Source organism: Curtobacterium sp. MWU13-2055 (assembly GCF_023242305.1).
Classification (GTDB): Bacteria; Actinomycetota; Actinomycetes; order Actinomycetales; family Microbacteriaceae; genus Curtobacterium.
In genome coordinates this window covers 846,579-867,725 of the sequence record NZ_JALLIO010000001.1, presented here as the reverse complement: position 1 = coordinate 867,725, position 21,147 = coordinate 846,579, and the positions used below count along the sequence as shown (strand labels likewise).

Below are 21,147 nucleotides of genomic sequence, written 5' to 3'. Positions count from 1 at the left end.
CGCGCGGTGGTTGCCCGGGGGTCACGAACCGTCGGCTGTGGTCCGCGCGAGCGACGGTTCGTGACCTCTCGGCGTCGGGGCGGCAGCGCGTCGTGACCGTGCGCTGACCGGCGGCCGGCCGTGGTGGAGCCGACCGCTGGCCCACGTGAGCAACGTGGCGGAGGTGGGGTGGGCCTCCAGGCCGGGGGGTGAACCGTCGCCGCGTGCGCGCGCGAGTGGTCACGACATGCCGCGCGGTGGTTGCCCGGGGGCCACGAACTGTCGGCTGCAGTCCGCGCGAGCGACGGTTCGTGACCACTCGGCGTCGGGGCGGCAGCGCGTCGTGACCGTGCGCTGACCGGTGGCCGGCCGTGGTGGAGCGGACCGTGAGCCTCGGCGCGCCACGGGACGCTCCACTGGCTGCGAAAGTCCTCCACTTTCCTCCACGGCCGCCACACCCGCCCAGATCCCCGGCATGACGGGCATCCGCCACCGCTGTCCGGGCTTCGGCGCTGCCGGAACGGCCCCAAAAGGGGTGCCACGGGGCGAAAAGGGAGCGGAATCCTGGCCGAGGGGAGGGCAGTGGAGTAAAGTGGGGCTTGCAACGGTCCGGTGGAGCGGAGGGGAGGCCCGACGTGCTGCTCGGTACTCATGCCCCGAAGCTCGACGAGAAGGGTCGCGTGATCCTCCCCGCCAAGTTCCGGGACGAACTGTCCGGGGGACTCGTGATGACCCGCGGCCAGGAACGCTGCGTCGTGGTCTTCAGCGCCCGGACGTTCGAGGAACTCCACGAACGCATCCGGACCGCACCGATGACGTCGAAGCGCACCAGGGACTACATGCGCCTGTTCCTCTCGGGGGCCAGCGCCGAACAGCCCGACAAGCAGAACCGCGTGACGATCCCGCAGAACCTCCGTGAGTACGCGGGGCTCGAGCGGGACCTGACGGTCATCGGCAGCGGTGACCGTGCCGAGATCTGGTCGACCACCGCGTGGGAGGCCTACTACGCCGAAGCCGAAGAGGCGTTCGCCGACAACGACGAGGAGGTGATCCCGGGGATCTTCTGATCCGTGGATCGGGACTCCCAGCCGTGAAGCCCTGACATCACTTCCCCGATGTCAGGTCGCATGGATGGGGATCCGGACCCGCGGCCCGGAAGACGAGGGGCTGCACATGGCCGACAACGACAACGGGACACCACGCTTCCCGCACACGCCGGTGATGCTCGAGCGCATCGTCGACCTGTTCACGCCGACGCTCGACGGACCGGGCAAGGTCGTCGTCGACGCCACGCTCGGCATGGGCGGACACTCCGAGGGGCTGCTCGAGCGGTTCCCGGACCTGACGCTGATCGGTCTCGACCGTGACACCGACGCCCTCGGCATCGCGGGGGAGCGCCTGGCCCGCTTCGGCGACCGCGTCCGCCTGGTGCACACCGTGTACGACGGCATCGTCGACGCGATCGAGGGCGAGGGCTTCCGTCAGGTCGACGGCGTGCTGTTCGACCTCGGGGTCAGCTCGCTGCAGCTCGACCGGGCCGAGCGCGGCTTCGCGTACAGCCAGGACGCCCCACTCGACATGCGGATGGACCGGACCGAGGGGCAGACCGCCGCCGACGTCCTGGCCACCTACGACGAGGGCGAACTGCGCCGCATCTTCCAGCGCTACGGCGAGGAGAAGCTCGCCGGCCGCTACGCCCGGGCCATCGTCGACCGCCGCGCGAGCGTGCCGTTCGAGATGTCGGGCGACCTGGTGCAGGTGCTCCACGACGCGACCCCGGTCGCGATCCAGCGCCAGGGCCACCCCGCGAAACGCGTGTTCCAGGCGCTCCGCATCGAGGTGAACGCCGAACTCAGCGTCCTCGAACGCGCGATCCCGGCGGCGCTCGACGCCATCGCGGTCGGCGGTCGCATCGTCGTGGAGTCGTACCAGTCGCTCGAGGACCGCATCGTCAAGCGGGCACTGGTGGCGCGCACGAAGTCGAGCGCCCCTGCTGGGCTGCCGGTCGAGCTCCCCGAGCACGCCCCCACCTTCTCCCTGATCGTCAAGGGCGCCGAGCTGGCCGACGAGGCCGAGCGCGCCGCCAACCCCCGAGCAACACCCGTGCGCCTGCGCGCGGCCGAGCGGATCCGGAAGTGACATGAGCACGAACCTCGCACTCGTCGACCCCGCCGTCGTCCCGTCCCGCGCCCCGCGCCCGGACCGCCAGAGCCGACCGGAACTCGTCGAGGTCACACCGACCGCGGCCCAGCGCCGTGCACGGCCCCGCATCGGCTACGCCGTCACCGCGGTCGTCGCCCTCGGCGTCCTGCTGCTCGCCCAGCTCGGCATCAGCATGGTGCTCAGCCAGGGGGCCTACACGCTGAGCGCGCTCGGCACGGAGCAGACGAACCTCTCCCGCACGCAGCAGTCGCTCTCCGAGGAACTCCGGGTGCTCGACTCGCCGCAGAACCTGGCCCGCAACGCGCAGTCGCTCGGGATGATCGCCAACTCCACGCCGGTGTACCTCGACCCCAAGACGGGCCGGGTGTACGGCACGCCGACGCCCGCGGTCGCCGACCCGGCCACGGCGAGCACGGAGAACCAGGTGCCGAACTCCCTGCTGAACGACGTCCCCCTCGCCGCGAAGCAGGGCGACACGTCGACGAGCAAGGAGACGGGCTCGACCACCGGCAGCGCCAGCACCGCCGGCAGCGCCGACGCGAAGGCCGATGACGCCGCCGACAGCGCGACGAGCAGCACGGCCGGCAGCGCCGCGTCTGAGAAGACGAGCGGCGCCAGCGCGTCGGACGGGGGTTCCTCGAAGTCCTCCGTAGAGTCCGACGCGAACCAGCTCCAGGCGCCCTCCACCCGGTGACCTGCGGGTCTGAACCACCCTCAGCACCATCCGGGAAGGACCGCACCGCGTGACGAAGACGATCCGCAACCGCCGACTGCGCTACAGCATCGTGATGATCGCCGTGATCGCCCTGGTGGGTGTCTTCGTGGTCCGCCTCGTCGACATCCAGGTCGTGCAGGCCTCGGCCCTCAACGAGCAGTCGACCCAGAAGCGCAGCATCCCCGTGACGATCTACGGCACCCGCGGGTCGATCGTCGACCGCAACGGCACGGAACTCGCCGACAGCGTCACCCGGTACAACATCACCACCGCCCCGCGCCTGGTCAAGAAGTTCAAGGGCAAGCTCGGCGGGACCCGGGTCAAGGACATCAGCGTGTCGACGGCGCTCACCGCCCTGGCGAAGGCCTCGGGTGGCGACGTCGCGACCATGCGGAAGAACATCGCCGCGAACCCGAAGTCGGACTTCGCCTACCTGGTCAAGGGCCTCGACGTGAAGCACTACGAGGCGGTCACCGACCTCGGCATCCCCTGGATCTACAAGGAGCAGCAGGCGTCGCGGGTCTACCCGACGGGTGCGACCACGGGCAACGTCACCGGCTTCATGGGCACCGACGGCGCACAGGCCGGCCTGGAGTACGCCTACAACAAGTGCCTCGCCGGCACGAACGGCTCGGAGACGTACGAGCGCGGTGAGGACGGCGTCCAGCTGCCGGGCAGCACCGTGACGAAGAAGCAGGCCAAGGACGGCGGCACGCTCGTCACGACGATCGACAGCGACCTGCAGTACATGGCGTTGCAGACCATCGCCTCTGCCTCGAAGACCCTGCAGGCCGAGTCCGCGACGGCCACGGTCACGAACGTCAAGACGGGTGAGCTGCTCGCGGTCGCCGACTACCCCACGGTCGACCCGAACGACGTGGACGCCACCACCGACAAGGGTGCATACGGTTCCCGGGCGCTCACGGCGAGCTACGAGCCCGGATCGACGATCAAGGCCGCCATCGCCGCGGCCCTGATCGACCAGGGCAAGTCGAGTCCCACCGACCAGGCGGTCGTGCCGTACTCGCGCACCTTCCCCTGGGGCGGCACGATCCACGACTCCGAGTTCCACGAGACCGAGAACCTGACGCTGACGGGCATCCTGCAGAACTCGTCGAACGTCGGCATCACCGAGCTCGGGTCGCGCCTCACCGCGCAGCAGCGGTACGACTACATGCAGAAGTTCGGGCTGTTCGAACCGGAGTCGGCGATCGACTACCCGGGCCAGCCGTCGATGGACTACGGCTCGAGCCCGAACTGGGACCAGCAGACGAACATCAACTCGATGTTCGGCCAGGGCATCTCGACGACCGCGGTCCAGGTCGCCAGCGTGTTCCAGACCATCGCGAACGACGGTGTCCGGATCCCGCTGCACTTCGTCAAGGGCTGCACCACCTCGGACGGCAAGACCATCGACGCGCCCGACGTGCAGAAGCAGCGCGTCGTGTCCGCCGACGCTGCGACCCAGGTCACCGACATGCTCCAGAGCGTGGTCACGGGCGGCACGCTCGTGGGCATGAAGCCGATCTCGGGCTACAACATCGCCGCGAAGACCGGTACCGCCGAGGTGGCCGAGGGCTCGAAGGGCTACGGCGGTCAGCGCATCACCTCGGTGGCCGGAATGGCACCCGCCGAAGACCCCCAGTATGTTGTCACGGTGACGTTCACGAAGCCGCAGACCAACAAGTGGTCGAGCGGAGCGGCTCCGGCGTTCCGCACACTCATGTCCCAGGTGCTCGAGAAGTACCGAGTAGCCCCCTCCGCGTCCGAGGCGAAGCTCTACCCGTCCACGTGGTGAGGAAGAAGGAACACTTGTCCGCACGGATCCCCCCGGTCCTCCGGCCCGAACACCCGACCCCGAGGGCGGTCGCCGAACTCGCGAACGCGTTCGGCCTCCGCGTCGTCGGTTCCCTCGACGCCGTCGAGACGACCGGTGTCACGCTGAGCGCCGCCGAGGTGCAGCCGGGTGACGTCTTCGTCGGCGTGCACGGTGCGAACCGGCACGGCGCGGAGTTCTCCACCGAGGCCGCCGAGCGCGGTGCCGTCGCCGTCCTGACCGACGACGCGGGCGTGGAGAGCGCCCGAGCGGCCGGCCTGCCGGTCCTCGTCGTGGACGACCCCCGTGCAGCCCTGGGCGATGTGTCCGCCTGGGTCTACCGCACCCACCCGGACGAGGCCACCGACCTGCCGCAGCTGTTCGCCGTCACCGGCACGAACGGCAAGACGAGCACGTCGTACATCCTCGAGGGGATCCTCAAGCAGCTCGGCCTGGTCACCGGCCTGAGCTCGACCGCCGAGCGCCACATCGGCACGCTCAGCGTGACGAGCCGCCTCACCACGCCCGAGGCCAGCGAGATGCACGCGCTCCTCGCCCGGATGCGCGAGAGCGAGGTGCGCGCGGTCGCCGTCGAGGTGAGCGCGCAGGCCCTCAGCCGCCACCGGGTCGACGGCATCGTCTTCGACGTCGCGGCCTTCACGAACCTGTCGCACGACCACCTCGACGACTACGCCGACATGGAGGAGTACTACCAGGCGAAGCTCCCGCTGTTCCAGCCCGAGCACGCCCGTCGCGGCGTCGTCTCGCTGGACACCGACTGGGGCCACCGTGTGGTGCAGGACTCCCGCATCCCGGTCACGACGATCACCGTGCACCCGGACGTCGAGGCCGAGTGGCACGTCGACATCGTCGAGGCGCACGCCGCGTACACCGAGTTCCGCCTGACCGGTCCCGAGGGCCGCGAGCTCACGACCCGTGTGCCCCTGATCGGCTGGCACATGGCCGCGAACGCCGCGCTGGCGATCGTCATGCTGGTCGAGGGCGGTTTCGAGCTCGGTGCCATCGCGCACGCGCTCGACAGCAACCACCGCCGCTACCCGGACGAAGACGACCGCGACGAGCACGAGGCCCGAAGCGACCGTGACCGCGACGGCGCCGTGCGCCGCGTGTCCGCCATCGAGTGCTACCTGCCCGGCCGGACCGAGCGTGTCTCGGGCGAGCACGGCCCGAGCGTCTACGTCGACTTCGGCCACAGCGCCGACGCGTTCGAGAACACCCTCGCGGCCGTCCGCCAGTTCACGTCCGGCAAGGTCCTCATGCTGTTCGGCGCCGACGGCGACCGCGACACCACGAAGCGCGGCGACATGGCCCGCGTCGCGGCGGCCGGCAGCGACATCCTCGTCGTCACCGACCACCACCCCCGCTTCGAGGACGCCGCGTCGATCCGGAAGACCCTGGTCGACGCCGCGCGCGAGGCGTTCCCGGACCACGAGCTGCACGAGGTGAGCCCGCCCGAGGCCGCCATCCGCCTGGCCGTCGGTCTGCTCGGCGAAGGCGACTCCATCCTCTGGGCCGGCCCCGGCCACCAGGACTACCGCGACATCGCCGGGGTCCGCACCCCCTACTCGGCACGCGACGAGGCCCGTCAGGCCCTGCGCGAAGCCGGTTGGGAGCCGAACTCCGGTCCGGCCGAGGACCTCCGATGATCGCGCTCACCCTCGCCGAGATCGCCACCGCGGTCGGCGGCGAGCTGATCGGTGGTGCCCAGGCGACCGACGTCGCCGAGCCCGGCGACCTGGTGGTGGAGGGGTCGGTCGAGACCGACTCGCGCCTGGTCCGCCCCGGCAGTGTCTTCTTCGCCCTGCCGGGCGAGGTCACGGACGGGCGCCGCTTCGTGCCCGCCGCGACCGAGGCCGGTGCCGCGCTGGTCATCACGCCCGAGCGCGTCGAGACCACCGCGCCGCAGATCGTCGTCGCGGACGGCTACGCAGCCCTCGCCGCGCTCGCGCACGAGGTCGTCACCCGGGTCCGGATGGCATCCGCCGACCGCGTCGACGCCGAGGGGCGTCCGGCACCGCTCAAGGTCGTCGGCATCACCGGCTCGAACGGCAAGACGAGCACGAAGAACATGCTCCGGACGATCCTCGAGCAGCACGGCGAGACCGTCGCGCCCCAGGGGTCCTTCAACAACCACGTCGGGGCACCGATCTCGATGCTCCGGGTCACGTACGACACCCGGTTCCTGGTCGTCGAGATGGGGGCCAGCGGCGTCGGCCACATCGCGGCGCTCGTCCGCATCGCCGAGCCGGACGTCGGTGTCGTGCTCAAGGTGGGCCTGGCGCACGCCGGCGAGTTCGGCGGCATCGAGGCGACGCAGCGCGCGAAGTCCGAGATGGTCACCGACCTGCCCGCCTCCGCGACCGCACTGCTCAACGTCGACGACGACCGGGTCGCGTCGATGCGCGACCTGACGGCCGCCCAGGTGGTCGGCTTCGGCACGTCGGCGGATGCCGACTACCGCATCACCGGTATCGAGACGGACCGCAGCGGCACCCGCTTCACCCTCACCGCGCCTCCCGTCCCCGCAGGCGACCCGTCTGCAGACGGAGGCCGAACTGGAGGCCCGGATCACGTGGACGTGCGCCTCGCGATCCTGGGTGAGCACCACGCGATGAACGCGGCTGCCGCCCTGACGGTCGCCCACCGCTGGGGCGTCCCGCTCGCCGACGGCGCCGCGGCGCTCGCGTCGATGACGCGCGCCGAGCGCTGGCGCATGGAGCTGCTGCAGGGCGGCCCCGAGGGCGTCACCGTGATCAACGACGCCTACAACGCGTCGCCGGACTCGACCGCAGCGGCGCTGCGGACCCTGGCGCAGATCGTGCGCCCGGGGGAGCGGACCGTCGCCGTGCTCGGCGAGATGGCCGAGCTCGGCGAGTTCTCGACCGAGGAGCACGACCGCATCGGTCGGCTCGTCGTCCGTCTCGGCATCGGACAGCTCGTGGTCGTCGGCCGCGGCGCGATGCCCATCCACCAGGCCGCCACCCTCGAGGGATCGTGGGACGGCGAATCGGTGTTCATCGAGGACGTCGACGACGCCGTCCGGTCACTCCAGGACATGCTCCGCCCCGGCGACGTGGTCCTGGTCAAGTCCTCGAAGTCGGCCGAACTGCGATTCCTCGGCGACCGCCTCGGAGGTGTCACCGAATGATCGCGCTCCTCATCGCCGGCGCTACGTCGCTGGTGTTCACGTTGCTGCTCACCCCGTTCTTCATCAAGCTGTTCCACCGTCTCGGGTGGGGGCAGTTCATCCGTGACGACGGTCCGCAGTCGCACCACACCAAGCGCGGCACCGCGACGATGGGCGGCATCGTCCTCATCATCGGCGCCGTGATCGGGTACTTCGTCGGCCACCTGGTCGGACGTGACTCGATCACCCTGTCCGGCCTGCTCGTGCTGTTCCTCATGGTGGGGCTGGGCTTCGTCGGGTTCATCGACGACTTCCTCAAGGTCCGGCGCCAGCGGAGCCTCGGGCTCGGCGGGTGGGCCAAGGTCCTCGGCCAGGTCATCGTCGGCGTCATCTTCGCCACGGTCGCCCTGGTGGTGCCGACGTCGAACGGCAAGCCCCCGGCGTCGACCATGATCTCGGCGATCCGGGACATCCCGTGGCTCGACTTCATGGCGCTCGGCACCGTCATCGGCACCGTGCTGTTCCTGGCCTGGATCGTGCTGCTCACGGTGTCGACGTCGAACGGCGTCAACGTCGCGGACGGGCTCGACGGTCTCGCGACCGGCTCGAGCATCCTGGCGATCGGCTCGTACGTCATCATCGGCTTCTGGCAGTCCAACCAGATCTGCGGCGGCGCCCGTCTCGACTCGAACACCGCACACGCCTGCTACACGGTGTCGAACCCGCTCGACCTCGCCGTGGTCGCGGCCGCGGTCTGCGGTGGGCTCATCGGGTTCCTCTGGTACAACACCTCGCCGGCGCAGATCTTCCTCGGCGACACCGGTTCGCTCGGCCTCGGTGGGGCGCTGGCGGGTCTCGCGATCCTCAGCCGCACCGAGCTCCTGCTCATCCTGATCGGTGGCCTGTTCTTCATCGTCACCGGCTCGGTCATCCTGCAGCGGGCGTACTTCAAGATCACCCACGGCAAGCGGATCTTCCGGATGAGTCCGCTGCACCACCACTTCGAGCTGAAGGGGTGGGCCGAGGTGACGGTCGTCGTCCGGTTCTGGATCATCGCGGGGCTCTTCGTCGCCGCGGGGGTCGGCCTCTTCTACCTCGAATGGATCGCACGCGTTGGTTGACCCGGTGTCCACGTCCTCCCGTCTCCAGTCCCTCGACAGCTGGTACTCCGAGGGATGGAAGGGCCTGAACGTCGCCGTCCTCGGGCTCGGCGCGACCGGGTTCTCGGTCGCCGACACCCTGGTCGAGCTCGGCGGTGCGGTGACGGTCTACTCGTCCGACGCGCCGTCGGACAGCGTCGACCTGCTCGACGTCATCGGTGCGCGCTTCGTGCAGACGCCGCTCGACGCCGTGCCGGCCGCGCTGCAGGAGCAGGCACCGGACGTCGTCATCGTGTCGCCCGGCCTGCCGCCGCACAACGCGACCGTCGAGTGGTCCGTCCAGAACAGCACGGTCTGGGGCGACATCGAGCTCGCCTGGCGCGTGCGCGACAAGGTCGTGCGCGGTCCGGTCGCGGCGCCGTGGATCACGATCACGGGCACGAACGGCAAGACCACCACGACGCAGCTCACGACCGCGATGTACGAGGCCGGCGGCCTGCGTGCCGTGGCCTGCGGCAACATCGGCGTGCCGGTGCTCGACGTCGTCCGCGACCCGGACGGCTACGACGTGCTCGTGGTCGAGCTCTCCAGCCACCAGCTGCACTACATGGCGACCTCGGGCGACGGCGCGGTCGTGCCGCTCGCGAGCGCCTGCCTGAACATCGCCGACGACCACCTCGAGTGGCACGGCTCCGCCGCGGCGTACCGCGCCGCGAAGGCCAAGGTCTACGAGCGCACCGTGATGGCGTGCGTCTACAACACCGCCGACGACGTCACGCGCGACATGGTGCAGGACGCCGACGTCGTCGAGGGCTGCCGTGCCGTCGGCTTCACGCCTGGGGTGCCCGCGCCGGGGGACGTCGGCATCGTCGAGGACGTCCTGTGCGACCGCGCCTTCAACGACGACCGTCGGAACAGCGCGCTCGAGCTGTCGACCCTCGCCGACCTCGAGGTCGCCGGGCTCGCCAGCCCGCACATGACGATGAACGTCCTGGCCGCCGCGGCCCTCGCCCGTGCCGGCACCGTCCAGCCGAGTGCGATCCAGTCCGCCGTCCGGGCCTTCCGCGCCGACCACCACCGCACGGAGCTCGTGGCCGAGTCGGCCGGCGTCGCGTGGGTGGACGACTCGAAGGCCACGAACCCGCACGCCGCCACCGCCTCGCTCGCCTCGTTCGACACCGTGGTGTGGATCGTCGGCGGCCTGTTCAAGGGCGTCGACGTCGAGGGGCTCGTCGCACGCTTCGGCCCGGAGGTCCGTGCCGTCGTCGTGATCGGCAGCGACCGGACCCCCGTCCTGGAGGCATTCGCGCGACACGCGTCCGGGGTGCCGGTGCTCCAGGTGGAGACGACGGACACTGATCAGGTTATGCCCGAGGCGGTCCGGCATGCCGCATCGGTCGCGAGGCCGGGCGACACGGTCCTCCTCGCCCCGGCGGCTGCGTCGTTCGACCAGTTCGGCTCCTACGCCGACCGGGGGCGTCGTTTCGCGGCGGCGGTCCACGAGCACCTGGGAGGCAACGCCGATGGCGACGACGGATCTTCCGAACAGTCGTAGCACGCCGGCGACGGGCAACCCGCGTCGCACGAACGGTGCACTCGTCGCCGTCAAGAACGTCTTCGTCGCCGAGTCCAGCACCTTCTACACGATCCTCGGCGTGACGCTCTTCCTGGTCGTCTTCGGCGTCGTGATGGTCCTGTCGTCGTCGAGCGTCGAGCAGTACGCCGCGACGCACGACTTCTTCGGTGCAGCGTCCCGCCAGGGTCTGTACGCGGTCCTCGGCATCCCGCTCATGCTCGTCGCGAGCCGAATCCCGACACGGCTGTGGCGGAAGTGGGCGATGCGACTGCTCGGCGCTGCGCTCGTCCTGCAGCTGCTCGTGTACACACCGCTCGGCATCGACGTCCAGGGCAACCGGAACTGGATCGGCATCGGCTCGTTCACCGCGCAGCCGTCCGAGGTCGTCAAGCTCGGCCTGGTGCTCGGCATCGGCGCGATCATGTACGTCAAGCGCGACAAGCTCGACGACTGGAAAGAGGTCTTCATCCCGATCGGGATCGCCTCGCTCCTGTCGCTCGGCCTCGTGATCCTCGGTGGCGACCAGGGCACCGCGATGATCATGCTCATCCTGGTCCTCGGTGCGCTCTACGTCGGCGGCGCCCGCGCCCGGCACCTGCTCGTCGGCCTGGCGGCGATGGCGGTCATGCTGCCGTTCGTCACGATGGCGTCGTCGTCCCGCCAGGTGCGCATCAGCGCGTGGCTGTCCGGCTGCACCGACTCGAACCAGTACGCCGACCTGTGCTGGCAGCCCGTGCACGGCATGTGGGCGCTGGCGTCCGGTGGCGTGTTCGGCGTCGGACTCGGCAACTCCAAGGCGAAGTGGTCGTGGCTGCCCGAGGCGGACAACGACTACATCTTCGCGATCATCGGCGAGGAGCTCGGCCTGATCGGCGCCGTCGTCGTGCTCGCCCTGTTCGTCGTGCTCGCCGTCGGCATGATCAAGATCATCCGGCAGTCCCGCGACCCGTTCGTGAAGACCGTCACGGGCGGCATCCTGGCGTGGATCATCGGCCAGGCGCTCGTGAACATCGCCGTGGTGCTCGGCCTGCTGCCGGTCCTCGGCGTCCCACTGCCGCTGATCTCGGCCGGCGGGTCCGCGCTCATCATGACCCTGGTGGCGATCGGCGTCGTGCTGTCGTTCGCCCGCGACCTGCCCGGGAAGAACGACCCGCGCACCACGAACCCGCCCCTCGACAGCACCACCACGAACGGACGACTCCGGTGAGCAAGTACCTCTTCGCCGGCGGGGGCACCGCCGGACACGTCAACCCCCTGCTCGCGGTCGCCGACCGGCTGACCGAGCGCGAGCCGGATGCCGAGGTGCTCGTCCTGGGCACCGCCGAAGGCCTCGAGTCCCGCCTGGTGCCGATGCGCGGCTACGAGCTCCTGACGATCCCGCGCCTGCCGTTCCCCCGGAAGCTGAACGGCGCGGCCCTGCGCTTCCCCCAGCGCTTCGCCGCGGCCGTCAAGCGCACCGAGCAGATCATCCGCGAGCGCGAGGTCGAGGTCGTCCTCGGCGTCGGCGGCTACGCGGCGGCGCCGGCGTACATCGCGGCCCGGCGCACCGGCACCCCGATCGTCGTGCACGAGCAGAACGCGAAGCCGGGGCTGGCGAACCGCCTCGCCGCGTTCCTCACCGAGCACGTCGGCCTGACCTTCTCGAACACCCGACTGCGGCACGGCCGGGTGGTCGGCATGCCGCTCCGGCGCGAGATCGAGTCGCTCGACCGCCGTGCCAGTCGTGCCGAGGCCCTCGCCGAGTTCGGGCTCGACCCGGCTCGCCCGGTGCTCCTCGTCACGGGGGGTTCCTCGGGCGCCCGCAGCATCAACCGCACGATCAACAAGTCCGCGGCGACCATCGTGGGCGCCGGCTGGCAGGTCCTGCACGTCGTCGGGGCGGCGTCGGACATCGGTCCGAGCGACCTCGACGGCTACCACGTGCTCGCCTACTGCGACCGGATGGACCTGGCGTACGCGGCGAGCGACTTCGTCGTGTCCCGCTCCGGTGCCGGCATGGTCTGCGAGCTCACCGCGGTCGGGCTGCCGAGCGTGCTCGTGCCGTACCCTGTCGGCAACGGCGAGCAGCGGCACAACGCGAAGGACGTCGTCGACGCCGGGGGAGCAGTGCTCGTGGCGGACGGGGAATTCGACCCCGACTGGGTGACGTTCCAGCTCCTGACGATCCTGCAGGACCGGGCCCGCATCGCGGACATGACGGTCCGGGCGGGCAGCGTCGGACACCGCGACGGCGCGGACCGGATGACCGACCTCGTCCTGGACGCAGCACGAGGCACCGAACGAGGTGCCGCACGAGGAACCGCACGAGGCAACGGCGCCGCCAGCACCACGGAGGAACCATGACCATCAAGCCGGACCTGACGCAGCCGATCCCGGACGACCTCGGCACCGTCCACTTCGTCGGCATCGGCGGCGCCGGCATGAGCGGCATCGCCCGGATGTTCCTCGCCGCCGGTCACCGCGTGACGGGCAGCGACTCCCGCGAGACCGAGACGACGGGCATCATGCGCGACCTCGGCGCCGCGGTGCACATCGGCCACGACGCCGCGAACGTCGGCGACGCGGACACGATCGTCGTCACGAGCGCGCTCTGGCCGGACAACCCCGAACTGCTCGAGGCGCAGCGCCGCGGCCTGCCGGTGCTGCACCGGTCCCAGGCCCTCGCCGCCCTCATCGCCGAGCACCGCCTCGTCGCGGTCGCCGGCGCGCACGGCAAGACCACCTCGACCGGCATGATCGTCACCGCGATGGTCGAGCTCGGCCTCGACCCGAGCTTCGTCAACGGCGGCGTCATCCAGTCGCTCGGCACGAGCTCGGCGCCGGGCTCGAGCGACCTGTTCGTGGTCGAGGCCGACGAGTCCGACGGTTCGTTCCTGCTCTACGACGTCGCCGTGGCCCTGATCACGAACGTCGACGCCGACCACCTCGACCACTACGGCAGCGAGGAGGCCTTCACCGAGGCGTTCGTCGAGTTCGCCGCGAAGGCGAGCGAGCGCGTCGTCATCTCGAGCGACGACGCCGGCGCGAAGACCGTCACGGCGGGCATCCGCGCGCGTGTCGACGCCCCCGAGGTCGTCACCTTCGGCGAGGCCGTCGACGCGGACGTGCGCATCGAGCGGATCATCGAGTCCGCGGGCGTCGAGGTCGCGTTCCGCGCCGGCGGCGAGGCACACCACCTGACCCTCCGCGTGCCGGGCCGGCACAACGCGATCAACGCCGTCGGTGCCTTCGCGGTCCTGACCGGCCTGGGCGTGAGCGCCGCCGACGCGATCCGCGGGCTCGAGGCCTTCGGCGGCACCCAGCGCCGCTTCGAACTGCACGGTGTCGAGCGCGGGGTGTCGGTCTACGACGACTACGCGCACCACCCGACCGAGGTCGCCGCGGCGCTCAAGGCCGCCCGCAACGTCGTCGGCGACGGCCGCATCATCGCGATCCACCAGCCCCACCTGTACTCCCGTACCCGTCTGATGGCTGGTGACTTCGCGCGGGTCTACGAGGAGCTCGCCGACCACACGGTCGTCCTCGACGTCTACGGCGCGCGCGAGGACCCGGAGCCCGGCGTCACCGGCGCCCTGGTGCAGGAGCGCTTCGCCGACCAGTCCCGCGTGGAGTTCCTGCCGGACTGGGACGAGGCCGCCGCCCGTGCCGCCGCGGTCGCCCGCGACGGCGACATCATCATGACGCTCAGCTGCGGTGACGTGTACCGGATCATCCCGCAGGTGCTGGGAGCGTTGGTACGGTGAGGCGACCCGAGGGGTTCGACGAGGGGGACGCCCGCAGGGACGCCCCGGTCGAGGGCGCCGACGCGCCCCGGCAGCGTCGTGGCCCCTCGATGCCGCGGTTCCCGTTCCGCGGGCGCACACCCGACGACCGGGAGGCCCGTCCCACGCCCGACGACGAGGCTCCGGTCGTGGAGACGTCCGAGCCCACCCCCGACCCGACGGCGAGCACCGATGCGTCCGGTTCGCCCCGTGACCGCGTCGGCGCCCTCGCCGGCGCCGCCGGGCGCCGCTTCGGCGCCGGACTGTCCACGGTGGCCGACCGCCTGCGCGAGTACACGCCGAACGAGGACCACCCCGACGACCGCGACCGGACGCGCCCCGGTGCGTCCGGCGGTGGGGTCGACCACGACGCGACCGTGACCGACGTGCTCGACGCGGGCAGTGCCTCCCGGCCGGTCCAGCACGACGACGCACCCATCGGTGCTGGCGTCCGCGCTGCCGAGACCGCGCGTGAGGCGCGCATCGCGAAGCGTCGCCGTCGTCTGCTCGAGCGGGCCGAGGTGCGACGGTTCACCCGGCGCAGCCGCCACCGCCGCGCCGCGTGGATCACCGCGGCCGGCATCGTGCTCGTGCTCGGCGTCTCGATCCTGGTGGCGGTGTTCTCGCCGCTGATGGCCCTGCAGACGATCGAGGTCAAGGGCACCAACCGCGTCGACGAGACCGCGCTGCGGCAGGCCCTTTCCGACCAGATCGGCACCCCGCTCGCGCGGCTCGACTTCGACGAGATCAAGCAGGACATCGCCGGCTTCCCGCTCATCGAGAGCTACGTGACCGAAGAGGCCCCGCCGCACACCCTCGTCGTGACGGTGACCGAGCGCACGCCCGTCGTGGCCGTGAAGTCCGGCAGCTCGTTCGACCTCGTCGACCCGGCCGGCATCGTCGTGCAGTCGTCGCCGCAGCGTCCGGCCACCATGCCGCTCGCCGACATCGCCCGTGCGCGCCTCGGGTCCTCGAGCTTCCGCACGATGACCGAGGTCGTGCTGGCGCTGCCGTCGACCGTCCGGTCGCAGGTCACGCGGGTCGCCGGGTCCACCGCCGACGACGTGACCCTGACGCTCAAGGACGGCTCGACCGTCGTGTGGGGGAGCCCCGACGACTCCGAGGCGAAGGCCGCGCTGCTCGCCGCCCTGGTGAAGGACCACGCGGCGCGGAATCCGGGTGTCGTGGTCGAGTACGACGTGTCCGCGCCGGACAACGGCGTGATCCGCGCGAAGGACTGAATTGCCGACCTGATCGGCGACACGCGGCGTGGCGGGGCGACAGTGCGCGGAACCCACCCGTAGCGTCGAAGCCAGCACCACATCTACCAGCATTGCCCCTGAACTTCAAGTAGAGGTTGAGGGTTCAACCGGAGGCCTGACTGACGTGACCACGAACCACAACTACCTCGCCGTCATCAAGGTCGTCGGTGTCGGCGGCGGCGGCGTCAACGCCGTCAACCGGATGATCGAACTCGGCCTCCGTGGCGTCGAGTTCATCGCGATCAACACCGACGCGCAGGCGCTGCTGCTCAGCGACGCCGACGTCAAGCTCGACGTCGGCCGCGAGATCACCCGCGGCCTCGGCGCCGGCGCGGACCCCGAGGTCGGCCGTCGTGCCGCCGAGGACCACGCCGAGGAGATCGAAGAGGCCCTTGCCGGTGCCGACATGGTCTTCGTCACCGCCGGTGAAGGCGGTGGGACCGGCACGGGTGGTGCGCCCGTCGTCGCCCGCATCGCCAAGTCGATCGGCGCCCTCACCATCGGTGTCGTCACGAAGCCGTTCAGCTTCGAGGGCAAGCGTCGCCAGTCCCAGGCCGAGAACGGTGTCGCCGGGCTCAAGGACGAGGTCGACACGCTCATCGTCGTGCCGAACGACCGCCTGCTCGAGATCAGCGACCGCGGCATCTCGATGGTCGAGGCCTTCGCCACGGCCGACCAGGTGCTCCTCGCCGGCGTGCAGGGCATCACCGACCTCATCACCACCCCGGGTCTCATCAACCTCGACTTCGCCGACGTCAAGTCCGTCATGCAGGGTGCGGGTTCCGCGCTCATGGGCATCGGCTCGTCGCGCGGCGCCGACCGTGCCATCAAGGCCGCCGAGCTCGCCGTCGCGTCCCCGCTGCTCGAGGCCTCGATCGACGGAGCGCACGGTGTGCTGCTCTCGATCCAGGGTGGCTCGAACCTCGGCATCTTCGAGATCAACGACGCCGCGCGTCTGGTGCAGGAAGCCGTGCACCCCGAGGCGAACATCATCTTCGGTGCGGTCATCGACGACACCCTCGGCGACGAGGTCCGCGTGACCGTCATCGCCGCGGGCTTCGACGGCGGCGAGCCGGCGCAGCAGCAGAAGGAGCGTCGCTCGAGCTACGTCGACCCCGAGTCGAGCGCGACGGCCCCTGTCGCCGCCTCGACCGGTGCGATCGAGGACTCCAGCACGTCGAGCCCCTCCTGGGCCTCGCAGGAACACCAGCCGCCGGTGCAGCGCGCCGCCGACCCGGCGTTCGACGACGACGACGAGCTCGACGTCCCCGACTTCCTGAAGTAACCGCTCCATGGCAGGTGATCCGCGCCTCCCGTCCGCCTCGTCCAACGACGACGGACTGGAGGCGCGTCTCGCGTCCGCCCGGAGCGGCATCGCCGACGCGGCGCGCGCCGCGGGGCGCTCGGCCGACGACCTCACGCTGATCGTCGTCACGAAGTACCACCCGGCGTCCCTCGTCCGTGCGCTGGCGTCACTCGGCGTCACCGACGTGGGGGAGAACCGCCACCAAGAGGCACAGGCCAAGGCCGCGGAACTCGTCGACCTCGACCTGACCTGGCACTTCATCGGGCAGCTGCAGTCGAAGAAGGCCCGGCAGGTCCGTCGCTACGCGCACGTCGTGCAGTCCCTCGACCGCACGTCGGTCGTGGATGCCTTCGCGCCGACCGAGGCCGAGCCGGAGCCACCGCTCATCGACGGGTTCGTGCAGGTCAACCTGACCGACGATCCCGGCCGCGGCGGCGTGCAACCGGACGACGTCGAGGCGATGGCCGCACGCGTGCTCGAGACCGGCACCATCCGGTTGCGCGGGGTCATGGCCGTCGCGCCGCTGGACGAGGAGCCCCGTGCGGCGTTCGCTCGGCTGCGGGCGATCTCGGACCGGGTCGTTGCGATCGAGCCCGGCGCCACCGACATCTCGGCCGGCATGAGCGGCGACTACGCCGACGCCGTGCTCGAGGGCGCGACACACCTGCGGATCGGCACCGCAATCACGGGAAATCGGCCGGCGGCACCCTAGCCTCGTTGCAGGGCATCCACGTGCACCAACCTCCGGAGGAACCATGGCCAACCCGCTGAAGAAGACGATGGTCTACCTCGGCCTCGCCGACGAGGAACTCGACTACGAGGACGAGCAGCCGCAGCAGGCCGCGCCCGCGCGCCAGCAGGCTCCCGCCACTCCGGCCGCAGCACCGCAGGATGTCCCCGCCCCGGCGGACGCTCCCGCGGCCGCCGCAGCTCCGGCAGCGGCCCCGGCCGCCGCTCCCGCGAAGACGCACACCCACCAGCGCGGCGCCCAGGTCACTCCGCTCCGCCGCTCGCACACGACCGCACAGAAGGCGACCCCGGTCCAGGAAATGAACGAGATCCTCACCGTCCACCCGCGCGAGTACAAGGACGCCCAGTCCATCGCCGAGAGCTTCCGCGACGGGATCCCCGTCATCATCAACCTCTCGCAGATGACCGAGAACGACGCCCGACGCATGATCGACTTCGCCTCCGGCCTGTCGCTCGGCCTGTACGGCAAGATCGAGCGCGTCACCAACAAGGTCTTCCTGCTGTCGCCCGCACACGTCGCAGTGAGCGGTGAGCCGGCTGAGGTAGAGTCCGACATCGAGGCGAACTTCTTCGCCCAGTCCTGAGCCGTCCCCCGGCCACCCGCCCGTGAGCGTCGTCGCATGACGGCACTCGCCCGAGACGAGCGAGCCCCATCGTGTCCGTGATCCTAGGGATCATCTCCCTCGCCCTCCTGCTGTACTTCTTCGTCATGTGGGGGCGGTTCGCGCTCGACCTCGTGCAGAACTTCAACCGGTCCTGGCGGCCGCGCGGGGGACTGCTCGTGGTCTCCGAGTTCGTCTACACGATCACCGATCCGCCGATCCGCGCGGTTCGGCGGGTCCTGCCGCCGCTCCGCATGGGGCCGGTGGCACTCGACTTCGGCTGGACGATCGTCATGCTCGTCGTGATCATCGCCCGGGTCGTCGTCAACGGCATCGCCGTCGCGGTCTGACCCGATCCAGGTCCGTTCCTGGCTCGATCCGGGCCCGCTCGTGGGTCGATCCAGGTCCGCGACACGCGCCGCGCCGATGCTGCGGTCGTCGTTCCTCCCCGTCGTCGGTGTACGGTGGTCGGGATCGATGCTCGCCTCCGGCGCGGCATCCGCACCACACGTGGTGACTGGTAAGTTCGGTCACGACGCAAGTGGTTCCACACGTTCAGCAGTTCTATTGAGGTGACGGCAATGGCTTTGACGCCGGAAGACGTAGTCAACAAGCGGTTCCAGCCGACGAAGTTCCGCGAGGGCTACGACCAGGACGAGGTCGACGACTTCCTCGACGAGGTCGTGGTCGAGCTGCGTCGCCTGACCGCGGAGAACGACGAGCTCCGCCAGCGCCTGCAGGCGGCCGAGTCGGCCCCGCAGTCGGCGCAGGCCGAGCAGCCCGCTCCCGCGGCAGAACCCGAGCCGGAGCCCGTGCCGGCCCCGGTCGAGGCGGCTCCCGAGCCCGCTCCGGTCGCAGCGGCCGCCCCGGCGACCACGGTCCCGGCGGACGAGGACACCGAGGGCACCACGAACCTCCTGACGCTCGCGCGTCGTCTCCACGAGGAGCACGTCCGCGAAGGCGTCGAGAAGCGCGACGCGCTCATCGCCGAGGGCACCGCCCAGGCAGCGCGTCTCGTCTCCGAGGCCGAGGCCAAGCAGCGCCAGATCATCGCCGACACCGAGAACACGAACCGTCAGCGTGTCCAGGTGCTCGAGCAGGAGCAGCGCCAGCTCGAGGGCAAGATCGACGAGCTCCGGACGTTCGAGCGCGACTACCGCGCCCAGCTCAAGAGCTACATCCAGGGGCAGCTCTCCGAGCTCGACTCCTCGAACGAGCAGTCCGGTCTCACCCCGGCGCCGGCATCGGCGCAGGGCTTCGGCAACTGACGTTGTCGCGACCAGCATCACGAGCGAAGGTCAGTGTCCGCGCTATCGCGGCACTGGCCTTCGCCGCTGTCGTGGTGGTGGCGTTCGACCAGGTCGCGAAGGCACTGGTCGTCGCGAACCTGCCGTACGGCACCCCCGTCCCGATCCTGGGCGGGGCGCTCCAGTTCCTGTACGTCCGGAACCCCGGGGCGGCGTTCTCCTTCGCGGTGAACATGACGTGGGTGTTCTCGATCATCTCGGCGGCGGTCGTCGTCGCGATCATCATCTACTCGCGTCGGATCCGGTCGATGTGGTGGGCCGTCGTGCTCGGCATGCTGCTGGGCGGCGCGCTCGGCAACCTGATCGACCGACTCTTCCGTGAGCCCGGCTTCGGCCGCGGCCACGTGGTCGACTTCATCTCGACGCCGTGGATGATGCCGGCCATCTACAACGTCGCCGACTCGTTCATCTGCATCAGCATGGTGGTCTTCGTGCTGCTGGTGATCCTCGGCGTGAACCTCGACGGGTCCCGCACGGTCTCCGCCAAGCGCGCTGCGCAGGCGGACACGACGGAGCCGCTCGACGGCGGGGCCGCGTTCTCGTCAGCTGACGCTGCTGTCGACGAGCCGACCCGCGCCTCCAGGCCGAACGACGGCGACCGACGCGACGCGCTGGGGCACGACGCCACGTGAGCGAGTCGCGTTCTCTTCCCGTCCCCGACGGGCTCGCCGGTGAGCGTGTCGACGCCGCCATCGCGAAGCTCCTCGGGTTCAGCCGGTCGTTCGCGGCCGACGTGGTCGCCGCCGGTGGGGTCCGGGTCGACGGCGTCCCCGTCGACAAGTCCGACCGCCTGCACGCCGACTCGTGGCTCGAGGTCGAGTGGTCCCCGAAGGAGCCGCCGCGCATCGTGCCGGCGGCCGTGCCCGGGATGACGATCGTGCACGACGACGAGGACATCGTCGTCGTCGACAAGCCCATCGGCGTCGCCGCACACCCCTCGCCCGGCTGGGACGGCCCGACCGTGCCCGGGGGCCTCGCCGCAGCTGGGTTCACCATCGCGACCTCGGGCGCCGCCGAGCGTGCGGGCATCGTGCACCGCCTCGACGTCGGCACGTCGGGACTCATGGTCGTCGCGAAGACCGAGCTCGCGTACACCCACCTCAAGCGCGCCTTCAAGGAGCGCACGGTCGAGAAGGTCTACCACGCGCTCGCGCAGGGGCACCCCGACCCGACCTCCGGCACCGTGGACGCCCCCATCGGTCGGCACCCGTCGAGCGACTGGAAGTTCGCGGTCACGGCCGACGGCAAGCCGAGCGTCACCCACTACGAGACCCTCGAGGCGTTCCGGTCGGCGACCCTGCTCGAGGTGCACCTCGAGACCGGGCGCACCCACCAGATCCGCGTGCACATGGCCGCGACCCGCCACCCGCTGGTCGGCGACACGATGTACGGCGCCGACCCGGTGCTGGCGCAGGAGCTCGGGCTGACCCGCCAGTGGCTCGACGCCGTGCGACTCGGGTTCGACCACCCGCGCACCGGCGAGTGGGTGTCGTTCCAGGCGGAGTACCCCGACGACCTGCGCCTCGCGCTCGACCGCATCCGAGCCGCTTCGTCCTGACGGGCGCGCGCGTCGTCGTCGCGCCGTCGCGTCGTCCCGCCGAGGTTCCGAGATCTCGGCATCTCGGCGCACTGTGCGTCGGTCTGTGGAGCCCCGGCGGAACG

General features: G+C 70.7%; 19 protein-coding genes. All 19 read left to right on the top strand.

The features are described from left to right. Nucleotides 1–614: 614 nt before the first annotated feature. The 19 genes from mraZ (at nucleotide 615) to M4960_RS03840 (ending at nucleotide 21,043) form a co-directional block, all read left to right on the top strand. Complete coding sequence (mraZ, locus tag M4960_RS03930) at nucleotides 615–1,046, top strand: division/cell wall cluster transcriptional repressor MraZ (RefSeq protein WP_071254530.1); 432 nt, start codon at nucleotides 615–617, stop codon at nucleotides 1,044–1,046. Between the two features lie 106 nt (nucleotides 1,047–1,152). Beyond that, the gene (rsmH, locus tag M4960_RS03925; protein WP_123292832.1) at nucleotides 1,153–2,118 is read left to right on the top strand and encodes a 16S rRNA (cytosine(1402)-N(4))-methyltransferase RsmH; all 966 of its coding nucleotides are present in this window, start codon (nucleotides 1,153–1,155) and stop codon (nucleotides 2,116–2,118) included. A 1-nt stretch (nucleotide 2,119) separates the two neighbouring features. Then, a complete protein-coding gene (locus tag M4960_RS03920; protein WP_248703498.1) occupies nucleotides 2,120–2,836 on the top strand; it encodes a hypothetical protein in 717 nt (238 codons plus the stop codon). Nucleotides 2,837–2,885: 49 nt separating this feature from the next. After that, nucleotides 2,886–4,655: a penicillin-binding protein 2 gene (locus M4960_RS03915; RefSeq protein WP_123292460.1), complete on the top strand. Its 1,770-nt coding sequence runs from the start codon at nucleotides 2,886–2,888 to the stop codon at nucleotides 4,653–4,655. A 14-nt stretch (nucleotides 4,656–4,669) separates the two neighbouring features. After that, nucleotides 4,670–6,340: a Mur ligase family protein gene (locus M4960_RS03910; protein WP_159573279.1), complete on the top strand. Its 1,671-nt coding sequence runs from the start codon at nucleotides 4,670–4,672 to the stop codon at nucleotides 6,338–6,340. Beyond that, nucleotides 6,337–7,842: a UDP-N-acetylmuramoyl-tripeptide--D-alanyl-D-alanine ligase gene (gene murF / locus M4960_RS03905; RefSeq protein WP_248703497.1), complete on the top strand. Its 1,506-nt coding sequence runs from the start codon at nucleotides 6,337–6,339 to the stop codon at nucleotides 7,840–7,842. Before M4960_RS03910 ends, murF begins: the two co-directional genes overlap by 4 nt. Further along, entirely contained in the window at nucleotides 7,839–8,942 is a 1,104-nt protein-coding gene (gene mraY, locus M4960_RS03900; protein ID WP_131846259.1) for a phospho-N-acetylmuramoyl-pentapeptide-transferase, read from the top strand. Before murF ends, mraY begins: the two co-directional genes overlap by 4 nt. Nucleotides 8,943–8,946: 4 nt before the next feature. Further along, nucleotides 8,947–10,476, top strand: a complete 1,530-nt coding sequence (murD, locus tag M4960_RS03895; protein ID WP_248703496.1) for a UDP-N-acetylmuramoyl-L-alanine--D-glutamate ligase — start codon at nucleotides 8,947–8,949, stop codon at nucleotides 10,474–10,476. After that, nucleotides 10,445–11,704, top strand: a complete 1,260-nt coding sequence (gene ftsW, locus M4960_RS03890; RefSeq protein ID WP_134193494.1) for a putative lipid II flippase FtsW — start codon at nucleotides 10,445–10,447, stop codon at nucleotides 11,702–11,704. The genes murD and ftsW overlap by 32 nt, the downstream gene beginning before the upstream one ends. Continuing rightward, nucleotides 11,701–12,840: an undecaprenyldiphospho-muramoylpentapeptide beta-N-acetylglucosaminyltransferase gene (murG, locus tag M4960_RS03885; protein ID WP_248703495.1), complete on the top strand. Its 1,140-nt coding sequence runs from the start codon at nucleotides 11,701–11,703 to the stop codon at nucleotides 12,838–12,840. The genes ftsW and murG overlap by 4 nt, the downstream gene beginning before the upstream one ends. Continuing rightward, nucleotides 12,837–14,240 carry a UDP-N-acetylmuramate--L-alanine ligase gene (gene murC / locus M4960_RS03880; RefSeq protein WP_248703494.1) on the top strand — a complete coding sequence of 468 codons (1,404 nt, stop codon included), beginning with the start codon at nucleotides 12,837–12,839 and terminating at the stop codon, nucleotides 14,238–14,240. The genes murG and murC overlap by 4 nt, the downstream gene beginning before the upstream one ends. Beyond that, nucleotides 14,237–15,499 (top strand): FtsQ-type POTRA domain-containing protein, encoded by a 1,263-nt coding sequence (locus M4960_RS19605; RefSeq protein WP_248703493.1) that lies wholly within the window; start codon nucleotides 14,237–14,239, stop codon nucleotides 15,497–15,499. Before murC ends, M4960_RS19605 begins: the two co-directional genes overlap by 4 nt. A 145-nt stretch (nucleotides 15,500–15,644) precedes the next feature. Beyond that, a complete protein-coding gene (ftsZ, locus tag M4960_RS03870; RefSeq protein WP_111085783.1) occupies nucleotides 15,645–16,805 on the top strand; it encodes a cell division protein FtsZ in 1,161 nt (386 codons plus the stop codon). A gap of 7 nt (nucleotides 16,806–16,812) precedes the next feature. Beyond that, nucleotides 16,813–17,538 (top strand): YggS family pyridoxal phosphate-dependent enzyme, encoded by a 726-nt coding sequence (locus tag M4960_RS03865; protein ID WP_248703492.1) that lies wholly within the window; start codon nucleotides 16,813–16,815, stop codon nucleotides 17,536–17,538. Nucleotides 17,539–17,581: 43 nt separating this feature from the next. Beyond that, nucleotides 17,582–18,160: a cell division protein SepF gene (locus tag M4960_RS03860; protein ID WP_131920594.1), complete on the top strand. Its 579-nt coding sequence runs from the start codon at nucleotides 17,582–17,584 to the stop codon at nucleotides 18,158–18,160. A 71-nt stretch (nucleotides 18,161–18,231) separates the two neighbouring features. Next, complete coding sequence (locus M4960_RS03855; RefSeq protein ID WP_111085780.1) at nucleotides 18,232–18,528, top strand: YggT family protein; 297 nt, start codon at nucleotides 18,232–18,234, stop codon at nucleotides 18,526–18,528. Nucleotides 18,529–18,759: 231 nt separating this feature from the next. Further along, a complete protein-coding gene (locus tag M4960_RS03850; protein WP_165900993.1) occupies nucleotides 18,760–19,446 on the top strand; it encodes a DivIVA domain-containing protein in 687 nt (228 codons plus the stop codon). Nucleotides 19,447–19,448: 2 nt separating this feature from the next. Further along, the gene (gene lspA, locus M4960_RS03845) at nucleotides 19,449–20,117 is read left to right on the top strand and encodes a signal peptidase II (RefSeq protein WP_260095333.1); all 669 of its coding nucleotides are present in this window, start codon (nucleotides 19,449–19,451) and stop codon (nucleotides 20,115–20,117) included. Further along, nucleotides 20,114–21,043 (top strand): RluA family pseudouridine synthase, encoded by a 930-nt coding sequence (locus M4960_RS03840; protein WP_123938308.1) that lies wholly within the window; start codon nucleotides 20,114–20,116, stop codon nucleotides 21,041–21,043. The genes lspA and M4960_RS03840 overlap by 4 nt, the downstream gene beginning before the upstream one ends. The last annotated feature ends 104 nt before the right edge of the window (nucleotides 21,044–21,147 follow it).

Excerpts from the sequence above, each read along its gene's own strand:
- M4960_RS03865 (WP_248703492.1), top strand. The coding sequence starts at position 16,813 with ATGGCAGGTGATCCGCGCCTCCCGTCCGCCTCGTCCAACGACGACGGA.
- mraY (WP_131846259.1), top strand. The coding sequence starts at position 7,839 with ATGATCGCGCTCCTCATCGCCGGCGCTACGTCGCTGGTGTTCACGTTG.
- murF (WP_248703497.1), top strand. The coding sequence starts at position 6,337 with ATGATCGCGCTCACCCTCGCCGAGATCGCCACCGCGGTCGGCGGCGAG.
- M4960_RS03850 (WP_165900993.1), top strand. The coding sequence starts at position 18,760 with ATGGCTTTGACGCCGGAAGACGTAGTCAACAAGCGGTTCCAGCCGACG.
- rsmH (WP_123292832.1), top strand. The coding sequence starts at position 1,153 with ATGGCCGACAACGACAACGGGACACCACGCTTCCCGCACACGCCGGTG.
- murC (WP_248703494.1), top strand. The coding sequence starts at position 12,837 with ATGACCATCAAGCCGGACCTGACGCAGCCGATCCCGGACGACCTCGGC.
- ftsW (WP_134193494.1), top strand. The coding sequence starts at position 10,445 with ATGGCGACGACGGATCTTCCGAACAGTCGTAGCACGCCGGCGACGGGC.
- M4960_RS03860 (WP_131920594.1), top strand. The coding sequence starts at position 17,582 with ATGGCCAACCCGCTGAAGAAGACGATGGTCTACCTCGGCCTCGCCGAC.
- M4960_RS03920 (WP_248703498.1), top strand. The coding sequence starts at position 2,120 with ATGAGCACGAACCTCGCACTCGTCGACCCCGCCGTCGTCCCGTCCCGC.